Origin of the sequence: Thalassococcus sp. S3, assembly GCF_004216475.1 — a bacterium.
GTDB lineage: Bacteria > Pseudomonadota > Alphaproteobacteria > Rhodobacterales > Rhodobacteraceae.
This window is the reverse complement of the sequence record NZ_CP022303.1, coordinates 2,676,076-2,699,459: the sequence shown is the minus strand read 5'-3', so window position 1 is coordinate 2,699,459 and position 23,384 is coordinate 2,676,076. Positions and strand designations below refer to the sequence as shown.

Here is a 23,384-nt window from a genome sequence, read left to right as displayed (position 1 = left end):
CGCTTTGGGTGAAAAGGCGCCGATTTAGAGCGCCCTTTCACTGTTTGCTCATCCGCCCTTTCGGGCGTCTTCGCGTCAGCCGTTGGCTTCGCGGATCTTGTTGGCGGCGTCCTTGTCGTAGGTCACGCCGTTTTCGTCGAAGAGCGTGTCGAGCTCACCTGACAATGTCATCTCGGTGATGATGTCGCAGCCACCGACGAATTCACCTTTCACATAGAGCTGCGGAATGGTGGGCCAGTCGGAGAAATCCTTGATCCCCTGGCGGAGCCCGTCATCGGCCAGCACGTTCACATCGGCGAAATCCACGCCCATATAATTCAGCACGCCCGCCACACGGGAAGAAAACCCGCATTGCGGCATCGACTTGGTGCCTTTCATGTAAAGCACCACGTCGTTGGCGGTGATGGTGTCCTTGATCTGGGTCGCTGCGTCGGTCATTTGCGTGTCTCCCTCGGGATAAACCGTTTTGCGTAGTCTTGGGGGTCTTTCGGGACGCGGTAGGTCACCGAATGCCCGCCGAGGCCGGAGCTGTAATTGGCCTCGATGATGTGATCGCCCTTGCCGGGCAGGCTGCCGCGCCCCTCATTCTTGCTCCGCCGTAGGGCCAGGGCGCCGCTCAGGATCGAGACGGCGAGGATGGCAAGGGACAGAAGGATGATGAGCGTCCAGTTCATGCGCTCAATCCGGCGCTTTGGTGGTCAGGGCCAGCGCGTGCAATTCGCCATTGGCGCCGTCCATCTTGCCTTTCAGCGCGGCATAGACGGCGCGCTGTTGCTGCACGCGATTCTTGCCGCGGAAGCTTTCGTCGATGACCTCTGCCGCGTAGTGGTTCCCGTCACCGGCAAGGTCGGTGATCGTGATCTTGGCCGCCGGGAACGTGGCGCGGATCAGGTCTTCGATTTCATGGGCTTGCATCGCCATTATAAGATGTGCTCCGCTTTCATGTTATTTCAAAATGTAAGCCGGGGCCGGGGCGGGCGCAAGAGAGCCCGCGCCTCAGGCCAGTGCAGCGGCGAAGCTGCCGCGGTAGAGATCGGAGAGGTCCGCGAGGGGGGCCTCGGCCCCGCCCATGCGGACGCAATCGCCGGTGAAGCGGCCCACGGACTGGATCGGGATGCCGGCGCGGCCTGCTTCGATCATCAGCCATTCGGCCTGGTCGAAATTGCAGGCGATCAGGTAACGCGCCTGATCCTCGCCAAAGAGGGTGGGTGTGTCGTCACTGTCGAGCACGACGCCCACGCCGGAGCCTTCGGCGAGCTCGAACGCCGCCAGCGCCAGCCCGCCATCGCCCAGATCGGTGCAGGCCTTGATGTATTTGGCATGGGTGCGGATGAAATCGCCGTGCTTGGCTTCGGCTTCAAGGTCCACCGTCGGGGCGTCACCGTCTTCGCGGTTGAATACTTCGGCCAGCAAAGCGGATTGGCCGAGGTGGCCGGTGGTTTCACCCAGCAGGAGTGCGACATGGCCCTCGCGCACCTCGGTTCCGATGATGTGGTCAGGCGTGGCGATCAGGCCTACGGCGCCGATAGTGGGCGTGGGCAGGATCGCGGCACCGTCGGTTTCGTTGTAGAGCGACACGTTACCGGAAACGATGGGCATGTTGAGGGCCGCGACGGCCTCTCCGATGCCTTGAATGGCGCCGACGAACTGGCCCATGATCTCGGGCTTTTCGGGGTTGCCGAAGTTGAGGTTGTCGGTGGTGGCCAGCGGCGTGGCCCCCACGGCGGTAAGGTTGCGATAGGCTTCGGCGACGGCCTGTTTGCCGCCTTCGACCGGGTTGGCGCGCACATAGCGCGGTGTCACGTCAGAGGTGAAGGCCAGCGCCTTGTCGGTGCCATGCACCCGCATGATGCCAGAGCCGATCCCCGGCGTGCGGGCCGTGTCGGCCATGACCATGGTATCGTATTGCTCGTAAACCCATTGCTTGGCCGCGTAGTTGGGCGAGGTGATCAGGGCCTTCAGCCCGTCGATCGGGTCGATCTGCGGGACGTCGGCCAGCGGTTCGGCCGGCGGGGTCGGTTCCCAGGGGCGGTCATATTCGGGGGCGTTGCCCGACAGGGCCTTGAGCGGCAGATCGGCCTTTGTCTCGCCGTTATGGACGATCAGGAAGCGGTCTTCGGCGATGGTCTCGCCCACGATGGCGAAATCGAGGTCCCATTTGTCGAAGACGGCCTTGGCCTCCGCCTCAAGCTCCGGCTTGAGCACCATGAGCATCCGCTCCTGGCTTTCGCTCAGCATCATCTCGTAGGCGGTCATCGCTTCTTCGCGGCAGGGCACGTCGTCGAGGTTCAGCCGCACGCCCAGGTTGCCCTTGTCGCCCATTTCCACGGCAGAGCAGGTGAGGCCTGCAGCCCCCATATCCTGGATGGAGATCACGGCGCCTGTCTGCATCAGCTCCAGACACGCCTCCATCAGCCTCTTTTCGGTGAAGGGATCGCCGACCTGCACGGTGGGGCGTTTTTCTTCAATCGTGTCGTCGAATTCAGCCGAGGCCATGGTGGCGCCGCCCACACCGTCGCGGCCCGTCTTGGCGCCCAGATACACGACTGGCATGCCGACACCGGAGGCGGCGGAGTAAAAGATCTTGTCGGCATCCGCGAGACCGGCAGCAAAGGCATTCACCAGGCAATTGCCATTGTAGGCGGGGTGAAAGCGCACCTCTCCGCCCGCACAGGGCACGCCGAAGGCGTTGCCGTAGCCGCCGATGCCTTCGACCACGCCGTTGACAAGCTGACGGGTCTTGGGATGGCTGGGCTCCCCGAAGCTGAGCGCGTTCATGGAGGCGATGGGCCGCGCGCCCATGGTAAACACGTCGCGCAGGATGCCGCCCACGCCGGTCGCAGCGCCCTGGTAGGGTTCGATGTAGGAGGGGTGGTTGTGGCTCTCCATCTTGAAGACCACGGCTTGCCCGTCGCCGATATCGACCACGCCGGCATTCTCACCCGGGCCGCAGATCACCTGCGGGCCGTCCGTGGGCAAGGTGCGCAGCCATTTCTTGGACGATTTGTAGGAACAATGCTCGTTCCACATGGCCGAGAAGATGCCCAATTCCGTAAACGTCGGCTCCCGCCCGATGATGTCGAGGATGCGCTGGTATTCGTCGGGCTTGAGCCCGTGGCTATCGATCAGGTCCGGCGTGATGGCGGGCTCTTGCATGTCTCTCCCCTTGGCGACTGCGCCTCCCTTTAAGGCAGGTCGGGCGTGCAGGGAAGGGGGACAGCGCGACGGTTGTCTCTGCGTAAAGATGTATGGTATGTGTACCATTGTGGACAGAAGGAGCGTTTGGAGATGGCAAAGACCCCTTCAGTATTCTTCGAAACACTGGGTATGCGGTGCAGGGATGTTGCAGCCGCGCTGATCGGCGGGCTTTGGATTGGCCGATCCTCTTCGGATGTGGTGGCCGATATTGCGAGCTTGCCCGCGCGTCAGCAGATCTGGTTCACGGCCGTGACCCTGGTTTTACTGTTTTTGTTCAGCCTTTTCGCTGCCCAGTTCGGGCTGATCGGTATGGCGCTTTATTGGCTGGGCGTGATCGCGATTATCGCCTAGATCTCTCGATCAGTCCTGGTATACATGTGTATGCCATTGAAAAATTTGATATTTTTTAATGTATTTCTGATCCATCTTTTTTGTCGCTCCGTATTCTTCACGTAAGGTAAACGATAGGAGACGACATGGATATCGGACTTGGAATCCTGACATTCGGTACTTTGGGGTTTGCCGTGGCCTTTGGCTACATCAGTGCCCGGGTGACCGAAAAGCACAGGAAGACGAACACCAAAAAATCCGCGCTGTCACGGGACGGGATCGCGGAACGTCTTGAGGCAGCCAACGCGGCTGCTGCGAAATAAAAGACCTATTCAGATATGACGGAGGCGTCCAACACGGTCGTGTCGACGCCTCCTGTACTTTTCCGGGCAGACGCACATCCTGCCCTTCACACAGCTTCTTTATTAGTTTTGAGCCGCAGCGCGGCGCGCCGAAATACGGTCAAGCGTTGCAATCAATTCAGACTGGCTTTCGCGCAGGATGATGCGCCCTTCGGTTTCATAACGCTCAGACAGCGGAAACCGCATGCCTTGATACCGATCTGAAACGCCGGGATCGAACCGGATCAGGATGGAACGCGGCGTGCCCGGCTGTCCTTGTGCATCCGTCACGACACCGATACGTGTGCCATTCCGGTCAAAGACGGTTGCGCCAATGAACTCTGCGTTTTCTTGCGCGTAAGTTTCCCCTGAGTCGCCGCGTGTCTGACTTTCGTCAAAAATCTGCGCAGCAGCGCTTGTTGCTGCAAGCATGCTTAAAGACAGGGCAAAAGCATAGCGTTTCATAAGACTCTCCACTGAATACGTTTATACAAGTTAAACGATCAAGCGACCGCATGAGTTCCACCATATTAACATAAAGTGGAATGTCATCCCTCGACCGTCAAAAAAAAGGCCGAGCACTAAGCTCGGCCGAAGTCCAACAGGGAGGTATGAAGATGATGCGCAACTGGGCGCGTCCAACTTCAATTGCGGATTTAGGTGGCAGTCTTTAAACGATCAAGGATATTTACGCCGCGGATGCAGCATGGCGGGCATGCATTTTTCGCATAGCTCAGATTTTTCCAAGCTGCCTCAACTGCTTGCGGTGTGAAATGATCTCATCCTGGACAAAGTCGCGGAACGCGGCGATGCGCTGCGAATGCCTCAGTTCCTCGGGATAAGCCAAAAATACCGGGACATCGGCCGACTCGATCTCTGGCATCACCCGAACCAGATCTGGGAAGTCTTCGGTGACATAATCAGGCAGTACACCGATGCCCAGATTGTGGATCACGCCCTGAAGCACGCCGAAATAATTGTTCACGGTCAGGGATGACCGGATGTTGAACGTCATTAGATGCTGCACCAGTGACGCGCCCGCAGCCACCTGGGCCGAGCTGGGACTTTGACAGATCAGCCGGTGGTCAGCGATGTCGCTGATATCATCTGGCGTGCCTTCGCGGTCGAGATAGTCGCGGGACGCAAAAAGACACATGCGCACCGACATCAGGCGCTTGCGGATCAGATCTGCCTGGCTGGGCTCTTTCATGCGGATGGCCACGTCGGCCTCGCGCATGGGCAGATCCAGAACACGCTCCTCAAGCATCAGATCGACCTTGAGATCGGGATATTTCTCATAAAGCTTGGGCAGGCGCGGCGCCAGCCAGAGAGAACCGAAGCCGAAGGTGGTCGTGACCCGCAGCTCTCCGAACACTTCTTCTTCGCTGTCGCGGATACGGGCAGAGGCCGCATCGAGCCGTTTGGTCATGGATTTCGTGGCGTCGAACAGCAATTCGCCCTGTTCGGTGAGAATCAGTCCGCGCGCATGGCGATGGAAAAGCGTCGCGTTCAGGGCCTCTTCAAGCGCGCGCACCTGCCGGCTGACCGCCGATTGAGAGAGATTCAGCTTATCGCCCGCATGCGTCAGAGAGCCCGCATCGGCGACTGCGTGAAAGATTCTAAGCTTGTCCCAGTCCATACCCGTAACTTTCGAAACTCTGCCCCCGCCCTATATGAAAGGAAAGGTAAGCGCTGCATACAACTTTTATTTTTGACGACGCGGCGGCAACTTTTTCCTGTTCAGGTCAGCAATTGTGACCTAATATTGGACGCAATGTGCAAGACTAATCCGACGTGGGGAGGCGCCAGATGAGTACGCAGAAGATATCCTTAAACGACCGGTTCGATTTGGAAAAGTCACCGGTTCTGCTGAACGGCACACAGGCGCTTGTGCGCCTGATGCTGAGCCAGAAGGTCAGGGATCGCGCGGACGGGCACAATACTGCAGGGCTGGTGACGGGATATCGGGGATCACCGTTGGGGGCGGTCGATTTGCAGATGACCCGCGCCGCAAAGCAGCTGGCAGCCCACGATGTCACCTTTCAGTTCGGGCTGAACGAAGATCTCGCCGCGACCGCGCTCTGGGGCAGCCAGCAGGCGGAGCTGCGGGGCGAGGGCAAATATGATGGCGTCTTTGGCCTGTGGTACGGCAAGGGGCCGGGCGTGGACCGGTCAGGCGATGCGATGAAGCACGCCAACATGGCCGGAACGTCGCCCCTGGGCGGGGTGCTGATGGCGATGGGCGATGATCATACCGGCGAAAGCTCTACCGTGTTGCACCAGTCCGAATGGGCGCTGGTCGATGCCTACATGCCGGTGGTCAGCCCCGCAGGCGTGCAGGAAATCCTGGATTACGGTATCTACGGTATCGCCCTGTCGCGCTTCTCGGGCCTGTGGGTCGGGCTGAAAACCATGAAGGACACGATCGAGGCGACGGCCGTCGTGGACGGTGATCCGTTCCGGATGAAGCTGATCCGCCCCGATTTCGACATGCCCGAGGGCGGGCTGAACATCCGTCTGGTTGACACGCCGCACGCGCAGGAAACCAGGGTCATCGACCACAAACGCTTTGCAGCCGAGGCGTTTTCCCACGCCAACAAGATGGACCGGCGGATCTGGGGCAAGCCGGGCGCCAAGATTGGTTTTGTTGCGGCGGGCAAAAACTGGCTCGACCTGGTCCATGCGCTGAACCTGCTCAACATCGACGAGACTGAGGCGGAGCGGCTGGGCATCACGACCTACAAGGTGGGCCAGACCTTCCCGCTGGACATGAAGGGCTTTCACGACTGGGCGGAGGGCCTAGACCTGATAGTCGTGGTCGAGGAAAAACGCAAGCTGATCGAGGTGCAGATCAAGGAAGCGATCTTTGATGACCGCCGGGGCCGCCGCGTCTGGGGCTGGCATAAGGGCGGTGGCGCCGGCTCGATGCACGGGGAGGAGCTCTTTCCCACACGTGGCGCGCTCGACCCGATCATGATTGCCGAGAAACTGGGCGATATCCTGATCGAGGAGGGGCGCGACACGGACGGCATCCGCGCAGGTCTTGCGGCGCTGGATGCGGCGCGGCGCGCCGACAATGCCGAGGATATCGCGGCCAGGCTGCCCTACTTCTGCTCTGGCTGCCCGCATAATTCGTCGACCAAGGTGCCCGACGGCTCCCGCGCCTATGCGGGGATCGGCTGCCACTACATGGTCCAGTGGATGGACCGCGAGACGCTGGGCTATACCCATATGGGTGGTGAAGGTGCAAACTGGATCGGCGAGGCGCCGTTCTCGAAAACCCCGCACGTGTTCCAGAACCTGGGGGACGGCACCTACAACCATTCGGGCGTGCAGGCGATCCGCGCAGCGTTGGCGGCGGGCACCAACATCACTTATAAAATCCTTTATAATGATGCGGTTGCGATGACCGGCGGGCAGGGGAACGAGGGCGATCTGTCGGCCTACCGCATTGCGGAGGAGCTGAAGGCGATGGGCGTGCCGCATATTGCGGTGGTCTATGACGACAAAGAGGATGTGGACCTCAAGGCCTTCCCGGCAGGGGTAGAAACGCACGAGCGCGCGGACCTGATGGAGGTGCAGAAGACCTATGCCGGTCATGAGGGCGTGAGCGCTATCATCTACATCCAGACCTGTGCCGCGGAAAAACGGCGGCGGCGCAAGCGGGGCACCTTCCCGGACATCGACAAGCGCGTCTTCATCAACACCGATATCTGCGAAGGCTGCGGCGATTGCGGGGTGCAGTCGAACTGCGTCTCGATCGTGCCGAAAGAGACGGAGCTGGGGCGCAAGAGGGCCATTGATCAGTCGAGCTGCAACAAGGATTTCTCTTGCATCAAAGGGTTTTGTCCGTCGTTTGTCACGTTGGAAGGCGCCAAGGTTCGCAAGGAGGCGACGACCGAGTTGAAGCTGCCGGACCTGCCGGAGCCACAGATCCCCCAGATCGACGGCACGCATAACGTGGTGATCACGGGCGTCGGCGGTACGGGCGTCGTGACCATCGGCGCGGTGCTGGCACAGGCCGCTCAAATCGACGGCAAGGGTGCCGGCATGATGGAGATGGCGGGCCTCGCCCAGAAGGGCGGTGCTGTGCATATCCATTGCCGTATCGCCAATGATCCCAACGATATCAGTGCGATACGCGTCGCGACCGGAGAGGCGGACGCGCTGATTGGCGGGGATCTGGTGGTAAGCGCGGGTGCCAAGACGCTGGGGCTGACCAAGGCGGGGCGCACGGGCGCGGTGGTGAACTCTCACGAGATCATCACCGGAGACTTCACGCGTGACACCGAATTCGCGCTGCCCTCCGACCGGCTGACGCTTGCGCTGGAAGCGCGGTTGAAGGACCGGGTTGCGATGTTCGATGCATCGGATCTGGCCAAGACGACGATGGGGGATTCGATCTTTTCCAACATGATGATCTTCGGCGCGGCCTGGCAGCGCGGGCTGATCCCGCTGAGCAAGGAGGCCATCACGCAGGCCATCGACCTCAACGGTGCGGCGGTCGAGCGCAATCTGCGCGCCTTCGAGATCGGGCGTTGGGCCGTGTTGTTCCCCGCCGAGGCGGAGGCGCTTCTGACGCCCAACGTGATCGAATTGCCAAAGACGCTGGACGAGAAAATCGCCTTCCGCGCCGATCATCTGGTGGCCTATCAGGGCAAGCGGCTGGCCAAACGCTACCGCAAGATGCTGGACGGAATCGAAGATGCCGTGCTCAGGGAGGCCGTGGCAAAAGGTTACCATAAGCTCTTGGCTTATAAGGATGAATACGAGGTGGCGCGGCTCTTGCTCACCTCGCAGGAAAAGGCCGCGGCGGAATTCGAGGGCGATTTTCGCATGACCTTCCATCTTGCTCCGCCGATCATTTCCAAGATGGGCAAGGACGGTCGCCCGATGAAGCGGGAATTCGGTCCGTGGATGCAAAAGCCTCTGCGGATCATGACCCGCTTCAAGGCGCTGCGCGGCACGCCGCTCGACATCTTCGGCTACACTGCGGAGCGCAAGATGGAGCGGGCGCTGATCAAGCAATACGAGGCCGATCTGCGGGAGGTGCTACCCAAGCTGACAGCAGGTACGCGGGATGCGATCATCGCCTTGGCCGAACTGCCGCTGCAGATCCGGGGCTTTGGCCCGGTGAAGGAGGCCAACGAGGCCAAGGCCGCCAAACGGCGCGAGGAGCTTTTGGCGGCGATCCGGCAGGGTGGTGCTGAGCTGGCGCAGGCGGCAGAGTAAAGCGTCACAGGCATGTCATAAGGGCTATGCAAATAAGGTGCTCCGCTCTAAATAGCGGATCACTGGATGGAGAGTTGCATGGTGTCCAAACGCCATATTGCCCGCGATATTACGTATGCGCATTCCGCTGCAACCAAGAGCGGTCGCGCCATGATCCGCCTGATGGAAAACACGACCGGACGGCTGCGCCTGATCAAGCGGGCGGATGGGTATGAACGCGAAGTGGCGGCTGGACGTGATTTCTGGCAGGTGATGGTCGAGCGCTATGGGCTGTCTCTGGACGTCACGGGCGGAAGCCTTGATTTCATTCCGAAAACCGGGCCGCTGATCCTGATCGCGAACCATCCCTATGGCATTCTCGACGGGCTGATGATGGGGCATATCCTGCAGATGGTGCGGGGCGATTTTCGCATTCTGGCCCACCGGGTGTTCCGCAAGGCCGAGGATTTGAACCGGATCATCCTGCCGATCTCCTTCGATGAGACGAAGGAGGCGGTGCAGCAGAATATCGCCACCCGCAAGGAATCGCTGCGCTATCTGGGCGAAGGCGGGGCGATTGGGATTTTTCCCGGAGGCACGGTCAGCACGGCGGTCAAGCCCTTTGCCCAACCCATGGATCCGGGCTGGCGCGGGTTTACGGCTCGGATGGTGGCAAAGAGCCAAGCCACTGTTATACCAGTGTTTTTCGAAGGGCACACGTCGCGCATGTTTCAGATTGCGAGTCACCTGCACCAGACATTGCGGATGGGGCTGCTGATCAAGGAGTTTCGCAAACGTGTGGACACGCCGGTCAAGGTCGTAGTGGGGGAACCTATTGGGCGCGACGTGCTGGATCCGATGGCCAAGGACGCCAAAGAGATGATGGATTTCCTGCGCAAAGCCACGTATGAGCTGTCTCCAACGCCGCTCAAGTCTTATGACTACGGCTTCGAATTCGAGGAACGGCATCGCGCCTAAACCATTATGGCTGTTGGAATATTTGACTCAGGTCTGGGCGGGTTGACCGTGCTTGACGCCGCGAGCAAGCGGCTGCCGGAGATGGAGTTCATCTATTTCGGGGACCATGCGCATTCGCCCTATGGCGTGCGGGATGCCGACGATATCCATGAACTGACCAAAGATGCGGTACAGCGGATCTGGGATCGAGGCGCGAACCTTGTGGTGCTGGCCTGCAACACGGCGAGTGCGGCGGCGCTGCGCCGGATGCAGGAGGCGGGCGTGCCGGAGGGCAAGAGGGTGCTGGGTGTCTTTGTGCCGCTGATCGAGGCGCTGACGGAACGGCACTGGGGCGACAATTCTCCGCCGCGCGAGGTTGCGGTGCAGCATGTGGCGCTGTTTGCGACGCCCGCAACGGTGGCGAGCCGGGCCTTCCAGCGGGAATTAGCGTTTCGTGCCATAGGGGTAGACGTCGAAGCTCAAGCATGCGGCGGGGTCGTGGATGCCATCGAGGAAGGGGATATGATCCTTGCCGAGGCGCTGGTGCGCAGCCATGTAGAGGCACTGAAACGCAAGATGCCCAAGCCCGAGGCGGCCATTCTGGGCTGCACGCATTACCCGCTTTTGCAGGACGTTTTTCAGGACGCGCTGGGGCCGGAGGTGAAGGTCTTCAGCCAGGCGAACCTCGTCGCCGACAGCCTTGCCGATTACCTGGAGCGGCGGCCGGAAATGGCGGGCGCGGGGGAGGCGGCCTATTTGACGACCGGCGATCCGGGGCGGGTGAGTGACCGGGCGACGCAGTTTCTGCGACGACGGATCTCGTTTTCCGCCGCCTGAGGCGTTTGGGCGAACCGTACGGCATTTCGTACGAAACGACCCCAAAGATACATTTCAGATTTGACCTAAATCAGGGACTTTGGGCATTTCGTACGTGATTTTGTACGGAATGCCGCTCAAACAAGTCCCGACCCGTTAAGAAAGATGAACGAATGACCCACAAAATCGCGATTTTGGGTGCGAGCGGTTACACCGGGGCCGAGTTGGTGCGGCTGATCTCCTCCCATCCGGGGATGGAGATTGCAGCCCTTGCGGCGGAGCGGAAGGCCGGGATGGGTATGGCAGAGGTGTTTCCCTTTCTGCGCCATCTCGATCTGCCGACATTGTGCAAAATCGACGAGATCGATTTCTCGCACATTGACTTGTGCTTTTGCGCGCTGCCGCACAAGACGAGCCAGGAGGTGATCGCGAAGTTGCCCGGCGATCTGAAGATCGTGGATCTGTCGGCCGACTTCCGGCTGCGCGACCCGGAGGAATATGAACGCTGGTACGGCAATCCGCATGCCGCTCTCGAACAGCAGGAGGAGGCGGTTTACGGGCTGACGGAGTTTTACCGCGACGAGATCCGCACCGCGCGGCTGGTTGCGGGTACGGGCTGCAATGCGGCGACAGGGCAGTTCGCGCTGCGTCCGCTGATCGAGGCGGGTGTGATTGATCTGGATGAGATCATCCTGGATCTGAAATGCGCTGTCTCGGGCGCGGGGCGGGCGCTGAAGGAAAACCTGCTGCATGCGGAATTGAGCGAGGGCACCAATGCCTATGCGGTGGGCGGCACGCACCGGCATCTGGGGGAGTTCGATCAGGAATTCTCGAAGATCGCGGGGCGGGAGGTGAAGGTGCAGTTCACGCCGCATCTGATCCCGGCGAACCGCGGGATCCTGGCGACCGTCTATGTCAAAGGCGAGGCGGCAGAGATTTACGAGACGCTGGCAACGGCCTACGCCGACGAGCCGTTTTTGCAGTTGCTGCCCTTTGGCGCGATGCCCAGCACACATGATGTCAGAGGGTCGAATTTCTGTCATATTGGAGTAACATCGGACCGGATCCCGGGGCGGGCGATCGTGATTGCGGCGCTCGACAACCTGACCAAGGGGTCGTCGGGGCAGGCGTTGCAAAACGCCAATCTGATGTTAGGTGAGGATGAAATCGCGGGCCTTATGATGGCCCCGCTGTTCCCGTGAGGTGACGATGAAGGGGCTGAAAAAACAACGTCGTATCCAGGTGATCCTGGTGGCCAGCGTGGCGCTGGCCCTGTCGACCGCGCTGATCGGATATGCGATGCGCGACGGGATCAACTTTTTCCGGGCGCCGAGCCAGATCGTCGCGGAGCCGCCGGAACCGACGGAGGTGTTCCGGATCGGAGGGCTGGTGGAGGAAGGGTCGATCGTGCGCGGACAGGGAGAGACGGTGCGGTTTTCGGTCACCGACGGAGGCGCGAGCATTCCGGTGACCTTCACGGGCGTGCTGCCGGATCTTTTCAACGAAAATGAAGGCATGGTCGGGACCGGAAGTTACGTGGACGGGGTGTTCCGCGCCACTGAGATTCTGGCCCGCCATGACGAGACCTATATGCCGGCGGAGGTCGTGGACGCGCTGAAGGAACAGGGCGTCTATAAGGAGCCCGGCGAGACCTGAGAGGCTTTGTCGCTTGCGGGAGGCCGTCCGGTTCGGGCGACCTTTTTGTTGTGAGCGTGGCAGAGCGCCCCCCGAGGGGGCGCGGCCTCCGGCGGGAGTTTATCTGGCAAGATGAAGGAGGGGCGCCTTCGTCTGGATGCGCGGTGGTTTGGTCAGGGTGCGCAGCCGGAAGGACGGGAGAGGCTGGCGGGCGCAACGTACGCTCGGGACGCGGGGCGTTAACGTTAATGGGGCAGGGTGCTCGCGAGGTTGAGGCGAGGACCAGGGATGCAGAGCGTCAGGGACATTGCGGAAGAGATTGTCGAGCGGGAAGGCGGGTTCGTTAACGACCCGGACGATCCGGGCGGGGCCACGAAATACGGCGTGACCATTCACACGATGCGGCGGCTGGGGCTGGATCTGACCGGAGACGGAGCGGTGGGCGTGGCCGATGTGAGGGCGCTGAGCCGGGGGCAGGCGGTCGATATCTTTATCCGGCATTACTTTGAAAGGCCCAGGATCGCGGACTTGCCGGTGGTGGTGCAGGCGAGCGTGTTTGACATGTATGTCAATGCGGGCGGCAACGCGGTGAAGATCCTGCAGAGGCTCTTGCGGGAGATGGGCTATGCGGTGGCGGTGGACGGGGCGATCGGGCCGCAGACCATCGGGGCGGCACAGGATGCCGCAAAGCCGGACGGGGTGGCGTTTCGGGATGCCTACGGGGTGGCGCGAAGGAATTACTATTTCCGCATCGCGGACCGGCGCGCGGCGAGCCGGAAATACGCGAGGACCCGGAAGGGCGGCAAGGGGGGCTGGATCAAGCGGGCGGAGGAGTTTCTGTCGCCGCGCTATCACATGAGCCCGGCGGAGTTTCAAAGGAGGGTCGCATCATGGGGCTGATCGAGCGGATCCTGTCCGTCGTCTTTGGAGGCGGGCGCAATGTGGTGGCGGAAACGGCGGAAGTGTTCCGGGAGAACGCGGAGGCGGGGGCGGAGCGCGCGGCCACTGTCCAGGGTCAGGCGATGCGGCAATTCGGGCAGGAATTCCTGGTCCCGCGGAAGGGCGTCTTTGACCGGATCATGGACGGCGTGAACCGGTTGCCGCGCCCGGCGCTGGCGCTGGGAACGCTGGGCCTGTTCGTGGCGGCGATGGTGGATCCCTTGTGGTTCGCGGCGCGGATGCAGGGCATCGCGCTGGTGCCGGAACCGCTCTGGTGGCTTTTGGGCGTGATCGTGTCGTTCTATTTCGGGGCACGGCATCAGATGAAGGCGCAGAGCTTTCAGAAAGACATCGCGGCCACGATGGCAAGGGCACCTCAGGTCATTGAAAATATTGGCAAGTTGAGGACGATGAGCGCGGGCAGCCCGGGCGCTGCGGATCCGGGGCCGGATGCGGAGCTGGCGGTTGCCGCGGTGCGGCCGGAGCTGAACAAGGCGCTGGAGGACTGGAAGGCGATCCGGCAAGCCTGAGGTTGCGGCAAAGGCGCGACAATGTGATCCGGGGGAGGGGGCGAATTCGATTGGCCGCTGCACCGGGGGCGCCTATAGTTTGGGCATGGTTACAGAGCTTGGTCACTTCGCCCTTATCCTGGCCTTTATGGTCGCCATTGTTCAGATGATCGTGCCGTTGATCGGCGCGCACAAACGATGGCCGGGCTGGATGGCGGTGGCGGAGCCGGCCGCCAATGCGCAGTTTCTGCTGACGGGGATCGCCTTTGCCGCGCTGACCTGGGCCTTTGTAACCTCGGATTTCAGTTTGCGGCTGGTGGTGCTGAACAGCCATTCGGCCAAGCCGATGCTCTACAAAATCACGGGCGTGTGGGGCAATCACGAAGGCTCCATGCTGCTGTGGGTGCTGATCGTGACCCTGTTCGGAGCGATGGCGGCCTGGTTCGGGGGCAATCTGCCGCCCACGTTGAGGGCGCGCGTGCTGGCGGTGCAATCGGCGATCGCGGTGGCGTTCTTTGCCTTCATCCTCTTCACGTCGAACCCGTTCCTGAGGCTGGCCTTGCCGCCCATGGACGGGCAGGATCTGAACCCGCTTTTGCAGGATCCCGGTTTGGCGTTCCATCCGCCGTTCCTTTATCTGGGATATGTCGGCCTGAGTATGGCGTTTTCCTTTGCGGTGGCGGCCCTGATCGAGGGGCGCGTCGACGCGGCCTGGGGGCGCTGGGTCAGGCCCTGGACGCTGGCGGCCTGGGTGTTTCTGACCATCGGCATCGGGCTGGGCAGCTGGTGGGCCTATTACGAGCTGGGCTGGGGCGGGTTCTGGTTCTGGGATCCGGTTGAAAACGCGAGCTTCATGCCATGGCTGCTGGCGGCGGCCCTCTTGCATAGCGCCATCGTGGTGGAAAAGCGGGAGGCGCTGAAAAGCTGGACCATCCTGCTGGCGATCCTGGCCTTCGGCTTTTCGCTGATCGGAACGTTCATCGTGAGATCGGGCCTGCTGACCAGCGTGCACGCCTTTGCCAACGATCCGGAGCGGGGCGTCTTTATCCTGATGATCATGGTCCTCTTCACCGGAGGGGCGCTGACGCTTTACGCGATCCGGGCACAGGCGATGGAAGCCAAGGGCGTGTTTGGCGTGGTCAGCCGGGAAAGTGCCCTGGTGGCCAATAACATCCTGCTGGCGGTCAGCTGCTTCGTGGTCTTCGTGGGCACGATGTGGCCGGTGGTGGCGGAGATGTTTTTCGACCGCAAGCTGAGCGTGGGACCGCCGTTTTTCGACATGGCCTTTACGCCGTTCATGATCGTGCTGGGACTGATCCTGCCGTTCGGGGCGATGATGCCCTGGAAGAGAGGCCAGCTGGCAAGGGCGGTCAAGCCGCTGAAATACTGGTTCGTGCTGGCGCTGGCCTTGGCGCTGCTGGTCTGGGCGATCCAGACCGGGCGCAGTGCGCTGGGGCCGCTGGGTGTCTTCATGGGGGTCTGGATCGTTGCCGGAGCGCTGGTGGATCTTTGGGGCCGGACGGGCCGGGTGGAGGATCGCTGGGGCCGATTGATGCGGTTGCCGAGAGCGGATTGGGGCAAGACCATCGCGCATGCGGGTGTGGGTGTGACGTTCTTTGCCATTTGCGGTCTGGTGGCCTGGAAGAGCGACGATATCCGCGTGGCGCAGCTGGGCCAGCCCTTTGAGGTGGGGCAATTCACCATCACGCTGGATGACGTGCAGCGTCTGAGGGGGCCGAATTACTTTACGACCATGGGCTTTGTCACGGTGGAGAAGAACGGGCAGGAGATTGCCCAGTTGAGACCGGAGAAGCGGGATTACCCGGTGGCGCAGATGCCAACCACCGAGGCGGGGATCGATTATCGCTTTCTGCAGGATGTCTATGTGGTGATCGGGGATCAGCAGCAGAATGGCGGCTGGACGGTGCGGACCTATATCAAGCCCTTTGCCAACTGGATGTGGGCGGGTCTGTTGCTGATGTCGCTGGGCGGAACGCTGAGCCTGACAGACCGGAGGTTCCGGGTTGCGGCGGGCGCGCGGAAGATGCCCACGGCGGGAGTGCCCGCGGAATGAGGCGGGCCGGGCGGGGCCGCTCTTTCGCCCTGCGGGCGGCATCGCTTGTGTTGGCGTGCCTACTGGCACTTCCGGCGGCCTGGGCGGTGCAACCGGATGAGATCCTGGAAGATCCGGCCCTGGAAGAAAGGGCAAGGGAGCTGTCAAAGGGGCTGCGGTGCCTGGTCTGCCGCAATGAGAGCATCGACGAAAGCAATGCCGATCTGGCCCGGGATCTAAGGATCCTGGTGCGGGAGAGGCTGGTGGCCGGAGACAGCGACACCGAGGTGATCGATTTTGTCGTGGACCGGTACGGGGAATATGTCCTGTTGCAGCCCACCCTGACCGGATCGAACTGGCTTTTGTGGGCGGCCGGACCGCTGATGCTGCTTCTGGCAGGCGGGGTCGGTTACGGATACCTGCGCAACCGCGCTAGCGCGCCGGTGCCGCAGGAGGCCGCGCTGAGCGATGAGGAACGCGCGCGGCTGAGCAAGATTCTCGACGAATAACGCGCCGTAGGGCTGGTATGCCTCCGTTGGATCGCTAGTGTGACGCCAAGAGCGGAGACGGGAGCCTGGCCATGGATTATCAGACGATCACCTACGATCTGAGCGACGACATCGCGACGATCACGCTGAACCGGCCTGAAAAGATGAACGCGCTGACCGCCCAGATGCGGGCCGAAATCGGCTATGCGGTCAGGGAAGGCGGCAAGGAGGCACGCGTTGTCGTGCTGACGGGGGCGGGCCGGGCCTTTTGCACCGGTCAGGATCTGGGGGACCGCGCCAATGCGGGCAATCTCGACCTGGAGCGTACGCTGCGCGATGAATATGCTCCGATGCTACGCGCGATCTATGACTGCCCCGTGCCCACGATTGCCGCCGTGAACGGGCCGGCCGCAGGGGCGGGCGCGAACCTGGCCCTGGCCGCCGATGTGGTGATCGCGGCGGACGGCGCTTATTTCCTGCAGGCCTTTACCCGGATCGGTCTGATCCCGGATGCGGGCGGGACCTATTTCCTGCCGCGTCAGATGGGCCTGGCCAAGGCGATGGGGGCCGCGCTGTTCGCGGACAAGATCAGCGCGCGGCAGGCTGACGAATGGGGCATGATCTGGGAAGCGGTGGAGGATGACGTGTTCGAGGCGCATTGGAAAAGCCGCGCGGCGCATCTTGCCAAAGGGCCCACGGCGGCCTATCGCGCGGTCAAGGAGGCCATTCGCGGCAGCTATGACCAGACGCTGGAAAACCAGCTGGCCACGGAGGCCAAACTGCAGGGCGCCTGCGGCAAGACACGGGATTTCAAGGAAGGTGTGCTGGCCTTCATGGAAAAACGCCCGGCGCATTACGAGGGGCGCTAAGCCCCGCGATACATCCGCAGGTTGCAAGATCGTTGCGCCGAATCATCTTTTCGGGTAAGTTCAAAATATTATTAGACGTATTTTGAGACCGAATTGACTGATGAAAGCGCCTTTTTTCCTTGGCGGTTTCGCGTTTTTGATCCTCGCGGGAACCGCAAGTGCCAATGGATTTGGCACCCAAGTGCATGGTCCTTTGCACTTCAAAGAGATTAACGGAACGGTGTTGTCCGATGGGGTAGCTCCGCTTGAGGTGGACACGCTCAAGCAGATCATGGTCGCGGAAGGCCATGATTATCGCAGCACCGAGGACGAGGATGAGGGCGAGGCGCTTTGGAGCCTGCCTGTCAGGGTCAAGGAAGGTTCGGATGAGACGACGGCGCTGGTCTTTGAATACAGCGTTCAGGTCGGCAACATGTATCAGGTGCCCTTCGATCTGCTTTTGAGGCTGAACCACAACGGATATTACCTGAACGAGCGGATCCCCATGCAGCAGCATGCGGGGATCTTCAAGCGCCCGCTTTATATCGAGCGGCGCCAGCGCAATACCGGCGAAAGGCTGGAGGTGGTGCTGGCGTTTCTGGATCTCGATACGCCCACATCATCGGATATCCGCACGGCGCTGGAAGTGCAGGAGGGGCTGATGGCGGATGAGGCCGATCCGGAAGTGTTCCAGCAGATGGTTGCGCTGATCGACAAGCTGATGCGCGACGTCGGGTATATCGATGCCACGACGGCACGGATGGTCATGGGGCTGGAGGACCGGACCCGGTTCCGGCAGATCCCGGTGGCGGCCCAGTTCCGCACGCTGGCGGGGCTGGCCTATTGGTTCGCCCGCGCGCCCGAGCTGGACCAGGCGATCCCGCCGAACCTGACCTATTTCGATCTCGCGCAGTATTTCTTTAACAGGGCGGTCTGGCTGGCCCACGATCATCCCGACGAGATCCCGGCCAGGGATTTGGCCAATACCTACCAGAACTTCTATCGCCTCGAATGCGATGCGGGGGAGGCGGAGGATTGTTTCTACGCCTTCCTGGATTTCTTCGATCTGCAGAAGAGCTTTCGCCAGTCGGTCTACAGGGGCTTTTTCCTCGATTTCGCGACGGAGCTGGAAGAGATCTCGGGCTTGGGCGTGGCGGGAGATGCCACGGATGACCGGTTTCATCGGCGCGTCGCGAAGGATGACGCGCTGGTGGAATATTGGGGCCTGTTCATCGAAGCGGCCGGATCGAGCGACCGGGCAAGCGCCCGGGTCGAGAGGGACCGGAGGCTGAAAAAGGTGCTGTGGAGAGCGGAAGAGATCGTGCGCTACAGCATGCAAGCGGAGGACTGACAGATGACGATGACGGCAAGTGACCCGGACAATCCCAGGGTCGTGACGACGGCGGCGATGCCCGCGGCGGGCCCGGCAAGGGCGGGCGGAGACCGGTTTCTGAAACGCTTTGTGGTGGTCACGGTGATGATCGTGTCGTCGCTGATTGCGCTGGGGATCATCTTTGTGACGGCGTTTCTGCCGGTCTTTCTGCAGAGCAACCCGCCGGAGGCGCTGGTGAACTGGGGCGGGATCATCATCGGTTTCTATTTCGGCACCTTCGCGGGGCTGTTGAAGGACTGGCTGTCGGACGAGAAGGGCAAGGGAGACACCGCATGATGCGGCTTCTGTGCGTTGCGATGGCGCTGGCGCTGGCGCCGGTGGTCCAGGCGGAAACCCCGCCGCCGCCATGCCCGCCCAACATTCTGAAATGCTGATCCGGTTGGGCTTGGCGCTGGCGCTGGCCGGGATCGGGGTCAGCACCGGACAAGCGGGCGGCGTCTGCGATGCGCCGGGCGCGCCACGCCCGCTTCAGGCCTGTCTTGAGATCGAGAAGGCCAAGGTGGCCAATATGGAGGGGGAAACCAGGGACGCGCTGGACCATCTCAGGCGGGCGCTGGCGATGGAGGATCTGACCAACGACGCGGCAGCCACGGCGTTGGGGCAGATGGCAACCACCTACGCGGTTGCGGGCGATATCGAACGGTCGCTGTCGAGCCTGCAATCGGCGCTGCAGTTTCTGCCCAACGATGTCTGGCTTTTGATGCGAAGCTGTCAGGCCCACACGGCTGCGGGTTACGTGGCCAAGGCGCAGCGCGATTGCGCGCGGGTGCGCAAGCTGTTGCGGCGGGAGCGGGACCCGGAGGCCCGCACGCAGATCGAGGAATATGTGGAATTTGCCGAAGCCAGACTGGCGCTGGCCAAACGGCAGCCAACCCGGAGCCTCAAACGGATCGAGACCCTTTCGAAACGGTCGAACCGGAGCATTTCGGACCCCTATCTGGGCATACTGAAAGGCGATGCACACGCGGCGGCGGGCCAGAGGGCGGCGGCGATTGCCGCTTACAGCAACGTGATCGACAGCCCGGCGCCACTGCCCAGCGACATGCGCGCTCAGGTCCTGTTCAATCGCGGTCTTGAGCGGTTGGAGGACGGGGGTGTCGACGACGCGCTTGGAGATATCGAGGCCGCGGCGAGCCTGGCGCCCCAGGCGCAGTATCTTTATGCCTTGTGTTCGATCAACCTGCGCCAGGGGCAGTCAGAGGCCGCGGTGTCGGCATGCGAGCGGCTGATCGGCATCGCGCCCGACAATCACGTGCATCTGGATGCCTACGGGCTGGCCCTGCTGCGCAATGATCGCCCGCAGGAGGCGGTGAAGGCGTTCGCCCACGCGCTGCGTTTGTCCCCGCAAAGCAAGCTGTCCTACGCCCATCTGAAAGAGGCTTTGGGCCATCTGGATGGACGCCTGCGGATCGAGGACGTGCTGCCGGACAGCGTCCGCGCGCTTTATGGCGAGTAAGGCGCCCCGAGCCCAAGTCCGAGATGCGGAAAGAGCGTCCGCAAAGAGATTGAGAGGTTCAACTGGCACCGCTAACCAGTCAATGAGCAAGTGATGGCGATCTTCGAGTGCGACCTCTCGGTGGCGCATATTCCTCGCCTTGCCCCTTCGGTCGTTCGCTCTTTGAGCCGCAGCTCGCCATGCTCACGGAACGCGATGTCAGGCAGATCCTCATCATCTTTGATGGCGACGATCCCGGCGACGCTGGTCAGCTTGCCCCGTACCATTGGGTGCGCAGTGTAAAACCGCCCGACGGGGTAAAGCCACATCATCTAAGTAGGGGCGAGCTTCGGCCGCTATTCGTGGATGTGTGGCAGCAGATATCGTGGAAGAACCGGAAAAAGGCGTGTCATTGAATACGTCTTTTTTGCGGTAGTAGCATCGCCAGATGGTGCAACCTGCCTCATTTGGGACCATGATGCGGGTTCGGTTTCTAGTCCTTGGAAGATGCCAATGAAAGACTATCTGCCTGCGCTTTGCGTCGCATTTCTGCTCACCACATCCGGTGCACAGGCCCAATCGAAGCTGTTTTCGGATCAGGATGTCGTGCACGCGGACTTTATCTCTGGCCCGAACGCAACCGTTTCAGGAAGCCGAGGCACGGGAAAATTCTTCTTCACCTTTCGTGCGTCTGAGGACAGCTTTGGCCCCCTTGCCGTAGTGTCTCACTCAGCTCAATCGCTGGTCGCTCGCACCAGGTCGACAACGTGCGAATTTAAGAGTGATCGCTCTATCCAATGCCAGGACGGCAGCACGGGCCGCTGGCGTCGCGCTTCAAACTAGCGCTGACCTCTGGGACAAAATCACCTTGCCTTTGGCAACCCTTCCGCACGGCTTCAGCCGGAATGTGGACTTGCTGGGTAAATTGCTATCCCGTGCCCTTCGCCTCTGCCGGACAGCGTCGGCGCTTTTTATGGCGGGTAAGGCTCCCGGAGGCGAAGCCGGGAGCCTTGAACCGGACGCAGCCTTGCGAGGGGAGGCCGCGTCCGGGGTCGTTCTTGATCAGGCGGCCAATGGATCCGTCAGAACGTCGTCGTCATCGTCGGCGGGCAGGGTGTCGTCATCCTCGGCCATGTCGACCATCGGGATGCCTTCGATATAGCCCACCGCGTATTGCGCGTCGCAAACGTCCTTGTCCTTGGCCGGCACATAGCAGAGATCGTCGATCGCGCCGGAGCCAACGAGCGTGACATCCATTACCGACACGCCGTCGGTGGCGATGTCGAGCAGGACCTCTCCGTTATCGCCGGTCGACGGGATCTCGATGGAGTTCAGCAACTCGCCTTCGGCATCGTAAAGGTCGATCATGCCGCCCGCTTCTTCGGTATCCAGCACGTTGAGGCTGAGCACGTTGGCGGGGTTGTCGAAGTTGAACGAGAACGTGCCGCCATGGGCCTCGTCATCGGGGTCATCGCTGTCGTTGTCTTCGGAGATAATCAGCGCGTTGCCGTAGTCGTCATAGGCCAGATCGCTGTCGCCGCCGGTGGGGTTGTCGGTGTCGAAGATCATCGCATCGTTTTCGGTGCCTTCGCCATCTTCGGCCCGCTGGGCAGAGATGGTGACGCCATCATACTGATCGGAAACCACGTCGCCTGCGGCCAGATCGTTGAAGTCGATCTTGACCGCGCCATCGGGGGCAGGTTCGCTGATGTCGGTCGTGGTGATCTCGGCATTGTCGAAGGTGATCTGTTCGTCGCCCGCGGAGATGTCGGAGACCATGCGGAACTGCACGCTTTCGGTCGCCCCGTTCAGCGCGCCGCCGGAATAGCTGAGGTTCGACGGGTCCGAGCCAATTTCCTGCCCGGTTTCAGAGCCGACCAGCGCGGTGCCGTCGTCGTTGACCACGAATTCGTCCAGAAGCTGCCAGTGGCCGCCGTCGATCTGCGCTTCGATCCGCAGGCTGTCGGCATAGCGGCCATCGGCCTCGAACCGGTCGATATTGTTGGCCTGCGCGTCGATGGAGAAGCTGGCTGGCCCGTCGGTCGCCTGTTCGGCAAAGGTCAGCGTGCCATCGTCGTGACCGTTGGTGAAAAGCGCGTCGTTGCGGATCTCCCAATGGGCGTCGCTGTCGATCAGGGCGCTGTCATCGGCGTCGTGGATGTCGTCGAAATCCTCGGTCGCGGTGACCTGGCTGACGACGGGTGCCGCGCCGTCCACCTCTTCGGTGGCGGTCAGTTCGACATTGTCGATGCTGATCTGTTCGCTGTCGGCGGAGATGTCGGAGACGAAGCGGATCTGCGCGCTCTCGGTGGCGCCATCGAGGAGGCCGCCGGAATAGTCGAGTGTGCTGGAGCTGGTGGTGATTTCCTGACCAGATTCGGATCCGACGAGGGCGGTGCCATCGTCGTTGACCACGAAATTGTCGATAAGCTGCCAGTCACCGTTGTCGAGGCGGGCCTCGACCCGCAGGCTGTCGGCGTAGCGGCCCGTGGCCTCGAACCGGCTGGGATCAGCAACGCTCGCATCGAAGCTGAGCGAGACGGGGCCGTCGGTGTCGACGGTGTCAAAGGTCAATGTGCCATCGTTGGAGCCATTGGTGAAAAGCGCGCCGTTCCGCACCTCCCACTGGTCGTCGGAGAGGATGGCGGCGCTGTCGGCTGGGTCGGAAAGGCCGTCGAAATCCTCGTCGATCACGGTTTTTTCCACCAGAACGGGCGTGGCGCTGCCACCGTCTTGCGGGGTCAGGACATACCCTTCGTCGGTGTCGGAATTGACCACGACCGAGATCGTGTCGAGGTTCAGGTCGTCGATCTTCAGCTCAAAGCCCGCATCGGCGAAGAGCGAGAAGCTGGTCGTGGTGACATTGCCACCGGTCTCATCATCCACCAGGCCGAATTGCAGGCCGACATCGAACTGCCCATTGACCTGAGCGCCGTTCGAAAGGGTGTTCACGCCGTCGTCGGCAATCTCAAGCCCGGTGATTTCGGTGTCGTTCAGGAACGGAAATATGAACAATTCCTGAAATGGCGCGTCGTCGGCGAAGCTGAAGAACATGCCGTCGAGATCGGCCAGGCCATCGGGACTGGTGAGTTCGAATTCCAGTTTGCCGGGGGCTTCCTTGATGGTCAGGGTGACAACAGGCTTACAGCCAAGCGTAAGCGTCGTCTGGTTCGGTGCAGACGTCATACCGCGATCCTCGTTAACAAAAAACACTAGCGGATGAGTTGCACG

At 61.5% G+C, this 23,384-nt stretch carries 22 protein-coding genes; 15 read left to right on the top strand and 7 right to left on the bottom strand.

Annotated features, from left to right (window positions below):
- Positions 1-75 precede the first annotated feature (75 nt).
- The 4 genes from grxD to purL form a co-directional block, all read right to left on the bottom strand.
- Entirely contained in the window at positions 76-438 is a 363-nt protein-coding gene (gene grxD, locus CFI11_RS13400) for a Grx4 family monothiol glutaredoxin (RefSeq protein WP_130406755.1), read from the bottom strand.
- Positions 435-674, bottom strand: a complete 240-nt coding sequence (locus CFI11_RS13395; RefSeq protein WP_130406753.1) for a hypothetical protein — start codon at positions 672-674, stop codon at positions 435-437. The genes grxD and CFI11_RS13395 overlap by 4 nt, the downstream gene beginning before the upstream one ends.
- Positions 675-678: 4 nt before the next feature.
- Positions 679-921 carry a BolA/IbaG family iron-sulfur metabolism protein gene (locus CFI11_RS13390; protein WP_130406751.1) on the bottom strand — a complete coding sequence of 81 codons (243 nt, stop codon included), beginning with the start codon at positions 919-921 and terminating at the stop codon, positions 679-681.
- A 75-nt stretch (positions 922-996) separates the two neighbouring features.
- Positions 997-3,156: a phosphoribosylformylglycinamidine synthase subunit PurL gene (gene purL, locus CFI11_RS13385; RefSeq protein WP_130406749.1), complete on the bottom strand. Its 2,160-nt coding sequence runs from the start codon at positions 3,154-3,156 to the stop codon at positions 997-999.
- Positions 3,157-3,288: 132 nt separating this feature from the next.
- Between purL and CFI11_RS13380 the strand changes: the two genes are divergently transcribed.
- Both CFI11_RS13380 and CFI11_RS24325 read left to right on the top strand, forming a co-directional pair.
- Complete coding sequence (locus CFI11_RS13380) at positions 3,289-3,549, top strand: hypothetical protein (RefSeq protein ID WP_130406747.1); 261 nt, start codon at positions 3,289-3,291, stop codon at positions 3,547-3,549.
- 125 nt (positions 3,550-3,674) lie between these two features.
- Positions 3,675-3,851: a hypothetical protein gene (locus CFI11_RS24325; RefSeq protein ID WP_165390259.1), complete on the top strand. Its 177-nt coding sequence runs from the start codon at positions 3,675-3,677 to the stop codon at positions 3,849-3,851.
- 102 nt (positions 3,852-3,953) lie between these two features.
- Here the strand turns inward: CFI11_RS24325 and CFI11_RS13375 are convergent, their stop codons facing one another.
- Both CFI11_RS13375 and CFI11_RS13370 read right to left on the bottom strand, forming a co-directional pair.
- Entirely contained in the window at positions 3,954-4,334 is a 381-nt protein-coding gene (locus tag CFI11_RS13375; RefSeq protein WP_130406745.1) for a PRC-barrel domain-containing protein, read from the bottom strand.
- Between the two features lie 268 nt (positions 4,335-4,602).
- The gene (locus tag CFI11_RS13370; RefSeq protein ID WP_130406743.1) at positions 4,603-5,508 is read right to left on the bottom strand and encodes a LysR family transcriptional regulator; all 906 of its coding nucleotides are present in this window, start codon (positions 5,506-5,508) and stop codon (positions 4,603-4,605) included.
- A gap of 170 nt (positions 5,509-5,678) precedes the next feature.
- Between CFI11_RS13370 and CFI11_RS13365 the strand changes: the two genes are divergently transcribed.
- The 13 genes from CFI11_RS13365 to CFI11_RS13305 all read left to right on the top strand — a co-directional run bounded on the left by CFI11_RS13365 (position 5,679) and on the right by CFI11_RS13305 (position 20,174).
- Positions 5,679-9,101: an indolepyruvate ferredoxin oxidoreductase family protein gene (locus CFI11_RS13365; RefSeq protein WP_130406741.1), complete on the top strand. Its 3,423-nt coding sequence runs from the start codon at positions 5,679-5,681 to the stop codon at positions 9,099-9,101.
- A gap of 78 nt (positions 9,102-9,179) precedes the next feature.
- Entirely contained in the window at positions 9,180-10,058 is an 879-nt protein-coding gene (locus CFI11_RS13360; RefSeq protein ID WP_130406739.1) for a lysophospholipid acyltransferase family protein, read from the top strand.
- 6 nt (positions 10,059-10,064) lie between these two features.
- Positions 10,065-10,874: a glutamate racemase gene (gene murI / locus CFI11_RS13355; protein WP_130406737.1), complete on the top strand. Its 810-nt coding sequence runs from the start codon at positions 10,065-10,067 to the stop codon at positions 10,872-10,874.
- Between the two features lie 152 nt (positions 10,875-11,026).
- Complete coding sequence (argC, locus tag CFI11_RS13350; RefSeq protein WP_130406735.1) at positions 11,027-12,055, top strand: N-acetyl-gamma-glutamyl-phosphate reductase; 1,029 nt, start codon at positions 11,027-11,029, stop codon at positions 12,053-12,055.
- Between the two features lie 7 nt (positions 12,056-12,062).
- The gene (gene ccmE, locus CFI11_RS13345) at positions 12,063-12,509 is read left to right on the top strand and encodes a cytochrome c maturation protein CcmE (RefSeq protein WP_130406733.1); all 447 of its coding nucleotides are present in this window, start codon (positions 12,063-12,065) and stop codon (positions 12,507-12,509) included.
- A gap of 267 nt (positions 12,510-12,776) precedes the next feature.
- Positions 12,777-13,388, top strand: a complete 612-nt coding sequence (locus CFI11_RS13340) for a holin-associated N-acetylmuramidase (RefSeq protein WP_130406731.1) — start codon at positions 12,777-12,779, stop codon at positions 13,386-13,388.
- Positions 13,379-13,957 carry a holin family protein gene (locus tag CFI11_RS13335; RefSeq protein ID WP_130406729.1) on the top strand — a complete coding sequence of 193 codons (579 nt, stop codon included), beginning with the start codon at positions 13,379-13,381 and terminating at the stop codon, positions 13,955-13,957. The genes CFI11_RS13340 and CFI11_RS13335 overlap by 10 nt, the downstream gene beginning before the upstream one ends.
- An 85-nt stretch (positions 13,958-14,042) precedes the next feature.
- Positions 14,043-16,010 carry a heme lyase CcmF/NrfE family subunit gene (locus CFI11_RS13330; RefSeq protein WP_130406727.1) on the top strand — a complete coding sequence of 656 codons (1,968 nt, stop codon included), beginning with the start codon at positions 14,043-14,045 and terminating at the stop codon, positions 16,008-16,010.
- Positions 16,007-16,498 (top strand): cytochrome c-type biogenesis protein, encoded by a 492-nt coding sequence (locus CFI11_RS13325; protein ID WP_130406725.1) that lies wholly within the window; start codon positions 16,007-16,009, stop codon positions 16,496-16,498. The genes CFI11_RS13330 and CFI11_RS13325 overlap by 4 nt, the downstream gene beginning before the upstream one ends.
- Positions 16,499-16,569: 71 nt before the next feature.
- Complete coding sequence (locus tag CFI11_RS13320; RefSeq protein ID WP_130406723.1) at positions 16,570-17,346, top strand: enoyl-CoA hydratase-related protein; 777 nt, start codon at positions 16,570-16,572, stop codon at positions 17,344-17,346.
- A gap of 100 nt (positions 17,347-17,446) precedes the next feature.
- Positions 17,447-18,676: a hypothetical protein gene (locus CFI11_RS13315; protein ID WP_130406721.1), complete on the top strand. Its 1,230-nt coding sequence runs from the start codon at positions 17,447-17,449 to the stop codon at positions 18,674-18,676.
- 3 nt (positions 18,677-18,679) lie between these two features.
- Positions 18,680-18,994 (top strand): hypothetical protein, encoded by a 315-nt coding sequence (locus CFI11_RS13310; protein ID WP_130406719.1) that lies wholly within the window; start codon positions 18,680-18,682, stop codon positions 18,992-18,994.
- Between the two features lie 91 nt (positions 18,995-19,085).
- On the top strand, positions 19,086-20,174 hold the full coding sequence (locus tag CFI11_RS13305) for a lipopolysaccharide assembly protein LapB (protein WP_217358694.1): 1,089 nt from the start codon (positions 19,086-19,088) through the stop codon (positions 20,172-20,174).
- Between the two features lie 1,041 nt (positions 20,175-21,215).
- Here the strand turns inward: CFI11_RS13305 and CFI11_RS13300 are convergent.
- Entirely contained in the window at positions 21,216-23,339 is a 2,124-nt protein-coding gene (locus CFI11_RS13300) for a hypothetical protein (protein WP_130406715.1), read from the bottom strand.
- Positions 23,340-23,384: the final 45 nt, after the last annotated feature.

Coding starts and splice junctions, on each gene's coding strand:
- CFI11_RS13300 (WP_130406715.1), bottom strand. CDS start 23,339: ATGACGTCTGCACCGAACCAGACGACGCTTACGCTTGGCTGTAAGCCT.
- CFI11_RS13310 (WP_130406719.1), top strand. CDS start 18,680: ATGACGATGACGGCAAGTGACCCGGACAATCCCAGGGTCGTGACGACG.
- CFI11_RS13320 (WP_130406723.1), top strand. CDS start 16,570: ATGGATTATCAGACGATCACCTACGATCTGAGCGACGACATCGCGACG.
- CFI11_RS13335 (WP_130406729.1), top strand. CDS start 13,379: ATGGGGCTGATCGAGCGGATCCTGTCCGTCGTCTTTGGAGGCGGGCGC.
- CFI11_RS13305 (WP_217358694.1), top strand. CDS start 19,086: ATGCTGATCCGGTTGGGCTTGGCGCTGGCGCTGGCCGGGATCGGGGTC.
- CFI11_RS13360 (WP_130406739.1), top strand. CDS start 9,180: ATGGTGTCCAAACGCCATATTGCCCGCGATATTACGTATGCGCATTCC.
- CFI11_RS13330 (WP_130406727.1), top strand. CDS start 14,043: ATGGTTACAGAGCTTGGTCACTTCGCCCTTATCCTGGCCTTTATGGTC.
- CFI11_RS13390 (WP_130406751.1), bottom strand. CDS start 921: ATGGCGATGCAAGCCCATGAAATCGAAGACCTGATCCGCGCCACGTTC.
- ccmE (WP_130406733.1), top strand. CDS start 12,063: ATGAAGGGGCTGAAAAAACAACGTCGTATCCAGGTGATCCTGGTGGCC.
- CFI11_RS13365 (WP_130406741.1), top strand. CDS start 5,679: ATGAGTACGCAGAAGATATCCTTAAACGACCGGTTCGATTTGGAAAAG.
- CFI11_RS13375 (WP_130406745.1), bottom strand. CDS start 4,334: ATGAAACGCTATGCTTTTGCCCTGTCTTTAAGCATGCTTGCAGCAACA.
- CFI11_RS13325 (WP_130406725.1), top strand. CDS start 16,007: ATGAGGCGGGCCGGGCGGGGCCGCTCTTTCGCCCTGCGGGCGGCATCG.
- CFI11_RS13315 (WP_130406721.1), top strand. CDS start 17,447: ATGAAAGCGCCTTTTTTCCTTGGCGGTTTCGCGTTTTTGATCCTCGCG.
- CFI11_RS24325 (WP_165390259.1), top strand. CDS start 3,675: ATGGATATCGGACTTGGAATCCTGACATTCGGTACTTTGGGGTTTGCC.
- CFI11_RS13370 (WP_130406743.1), bottom strand. CDS start 5,508: ATGGACTGGGACAAGCTTAGAATCTTTCACGCAGTCGCCGATGCGGGC.
- grxD (WP_130406755.1), bottom strand. CDS start 438: ATGACCGACGCAGCGACCCAGATCAAGGACACCATCACCGCCAACGAC.
- murI (WP_130406737.1), top strand. CDS start 10,065: ATGGCTGTTGGAATATTTGACTCAGGTCTGGGCGGGTTGACCGTGCTT.
- CFI11_RS13395 (WP_130406753.1), bottom strand. CDS start 674: ATGAACTGGACGCTCATCATCCTTCTGTCCCTTGCCATCCTCGCCGTC.
- CFI11_RS13340 (WP_130406731.1), top strand. CDS start 12,777: ATGCAGAGCGTCAGGGACATTGCGGAAGAGATTGTCGAGCGGGAAGGC.
- CFI11_RS13380 (WP_130406747.1), top strand. CDS start 3,289: ATGGCAAAGACCCCTTCAGTATTCTTCGAAACACTGGGTATGCGGTGC.
- purL (WP_130406749.1), bottom strand. CDS start 3,156: ATGCAAGAGCCCGCCATCACGCCGGACCTGATCGATAGCCACGGGCTC.
- argC (WP_130406735.1), top strand. CDS start 11,027: ATGACCCACAAAATCGCGATTTTGGGTGCGAGCGGTTACACCGGGGCC.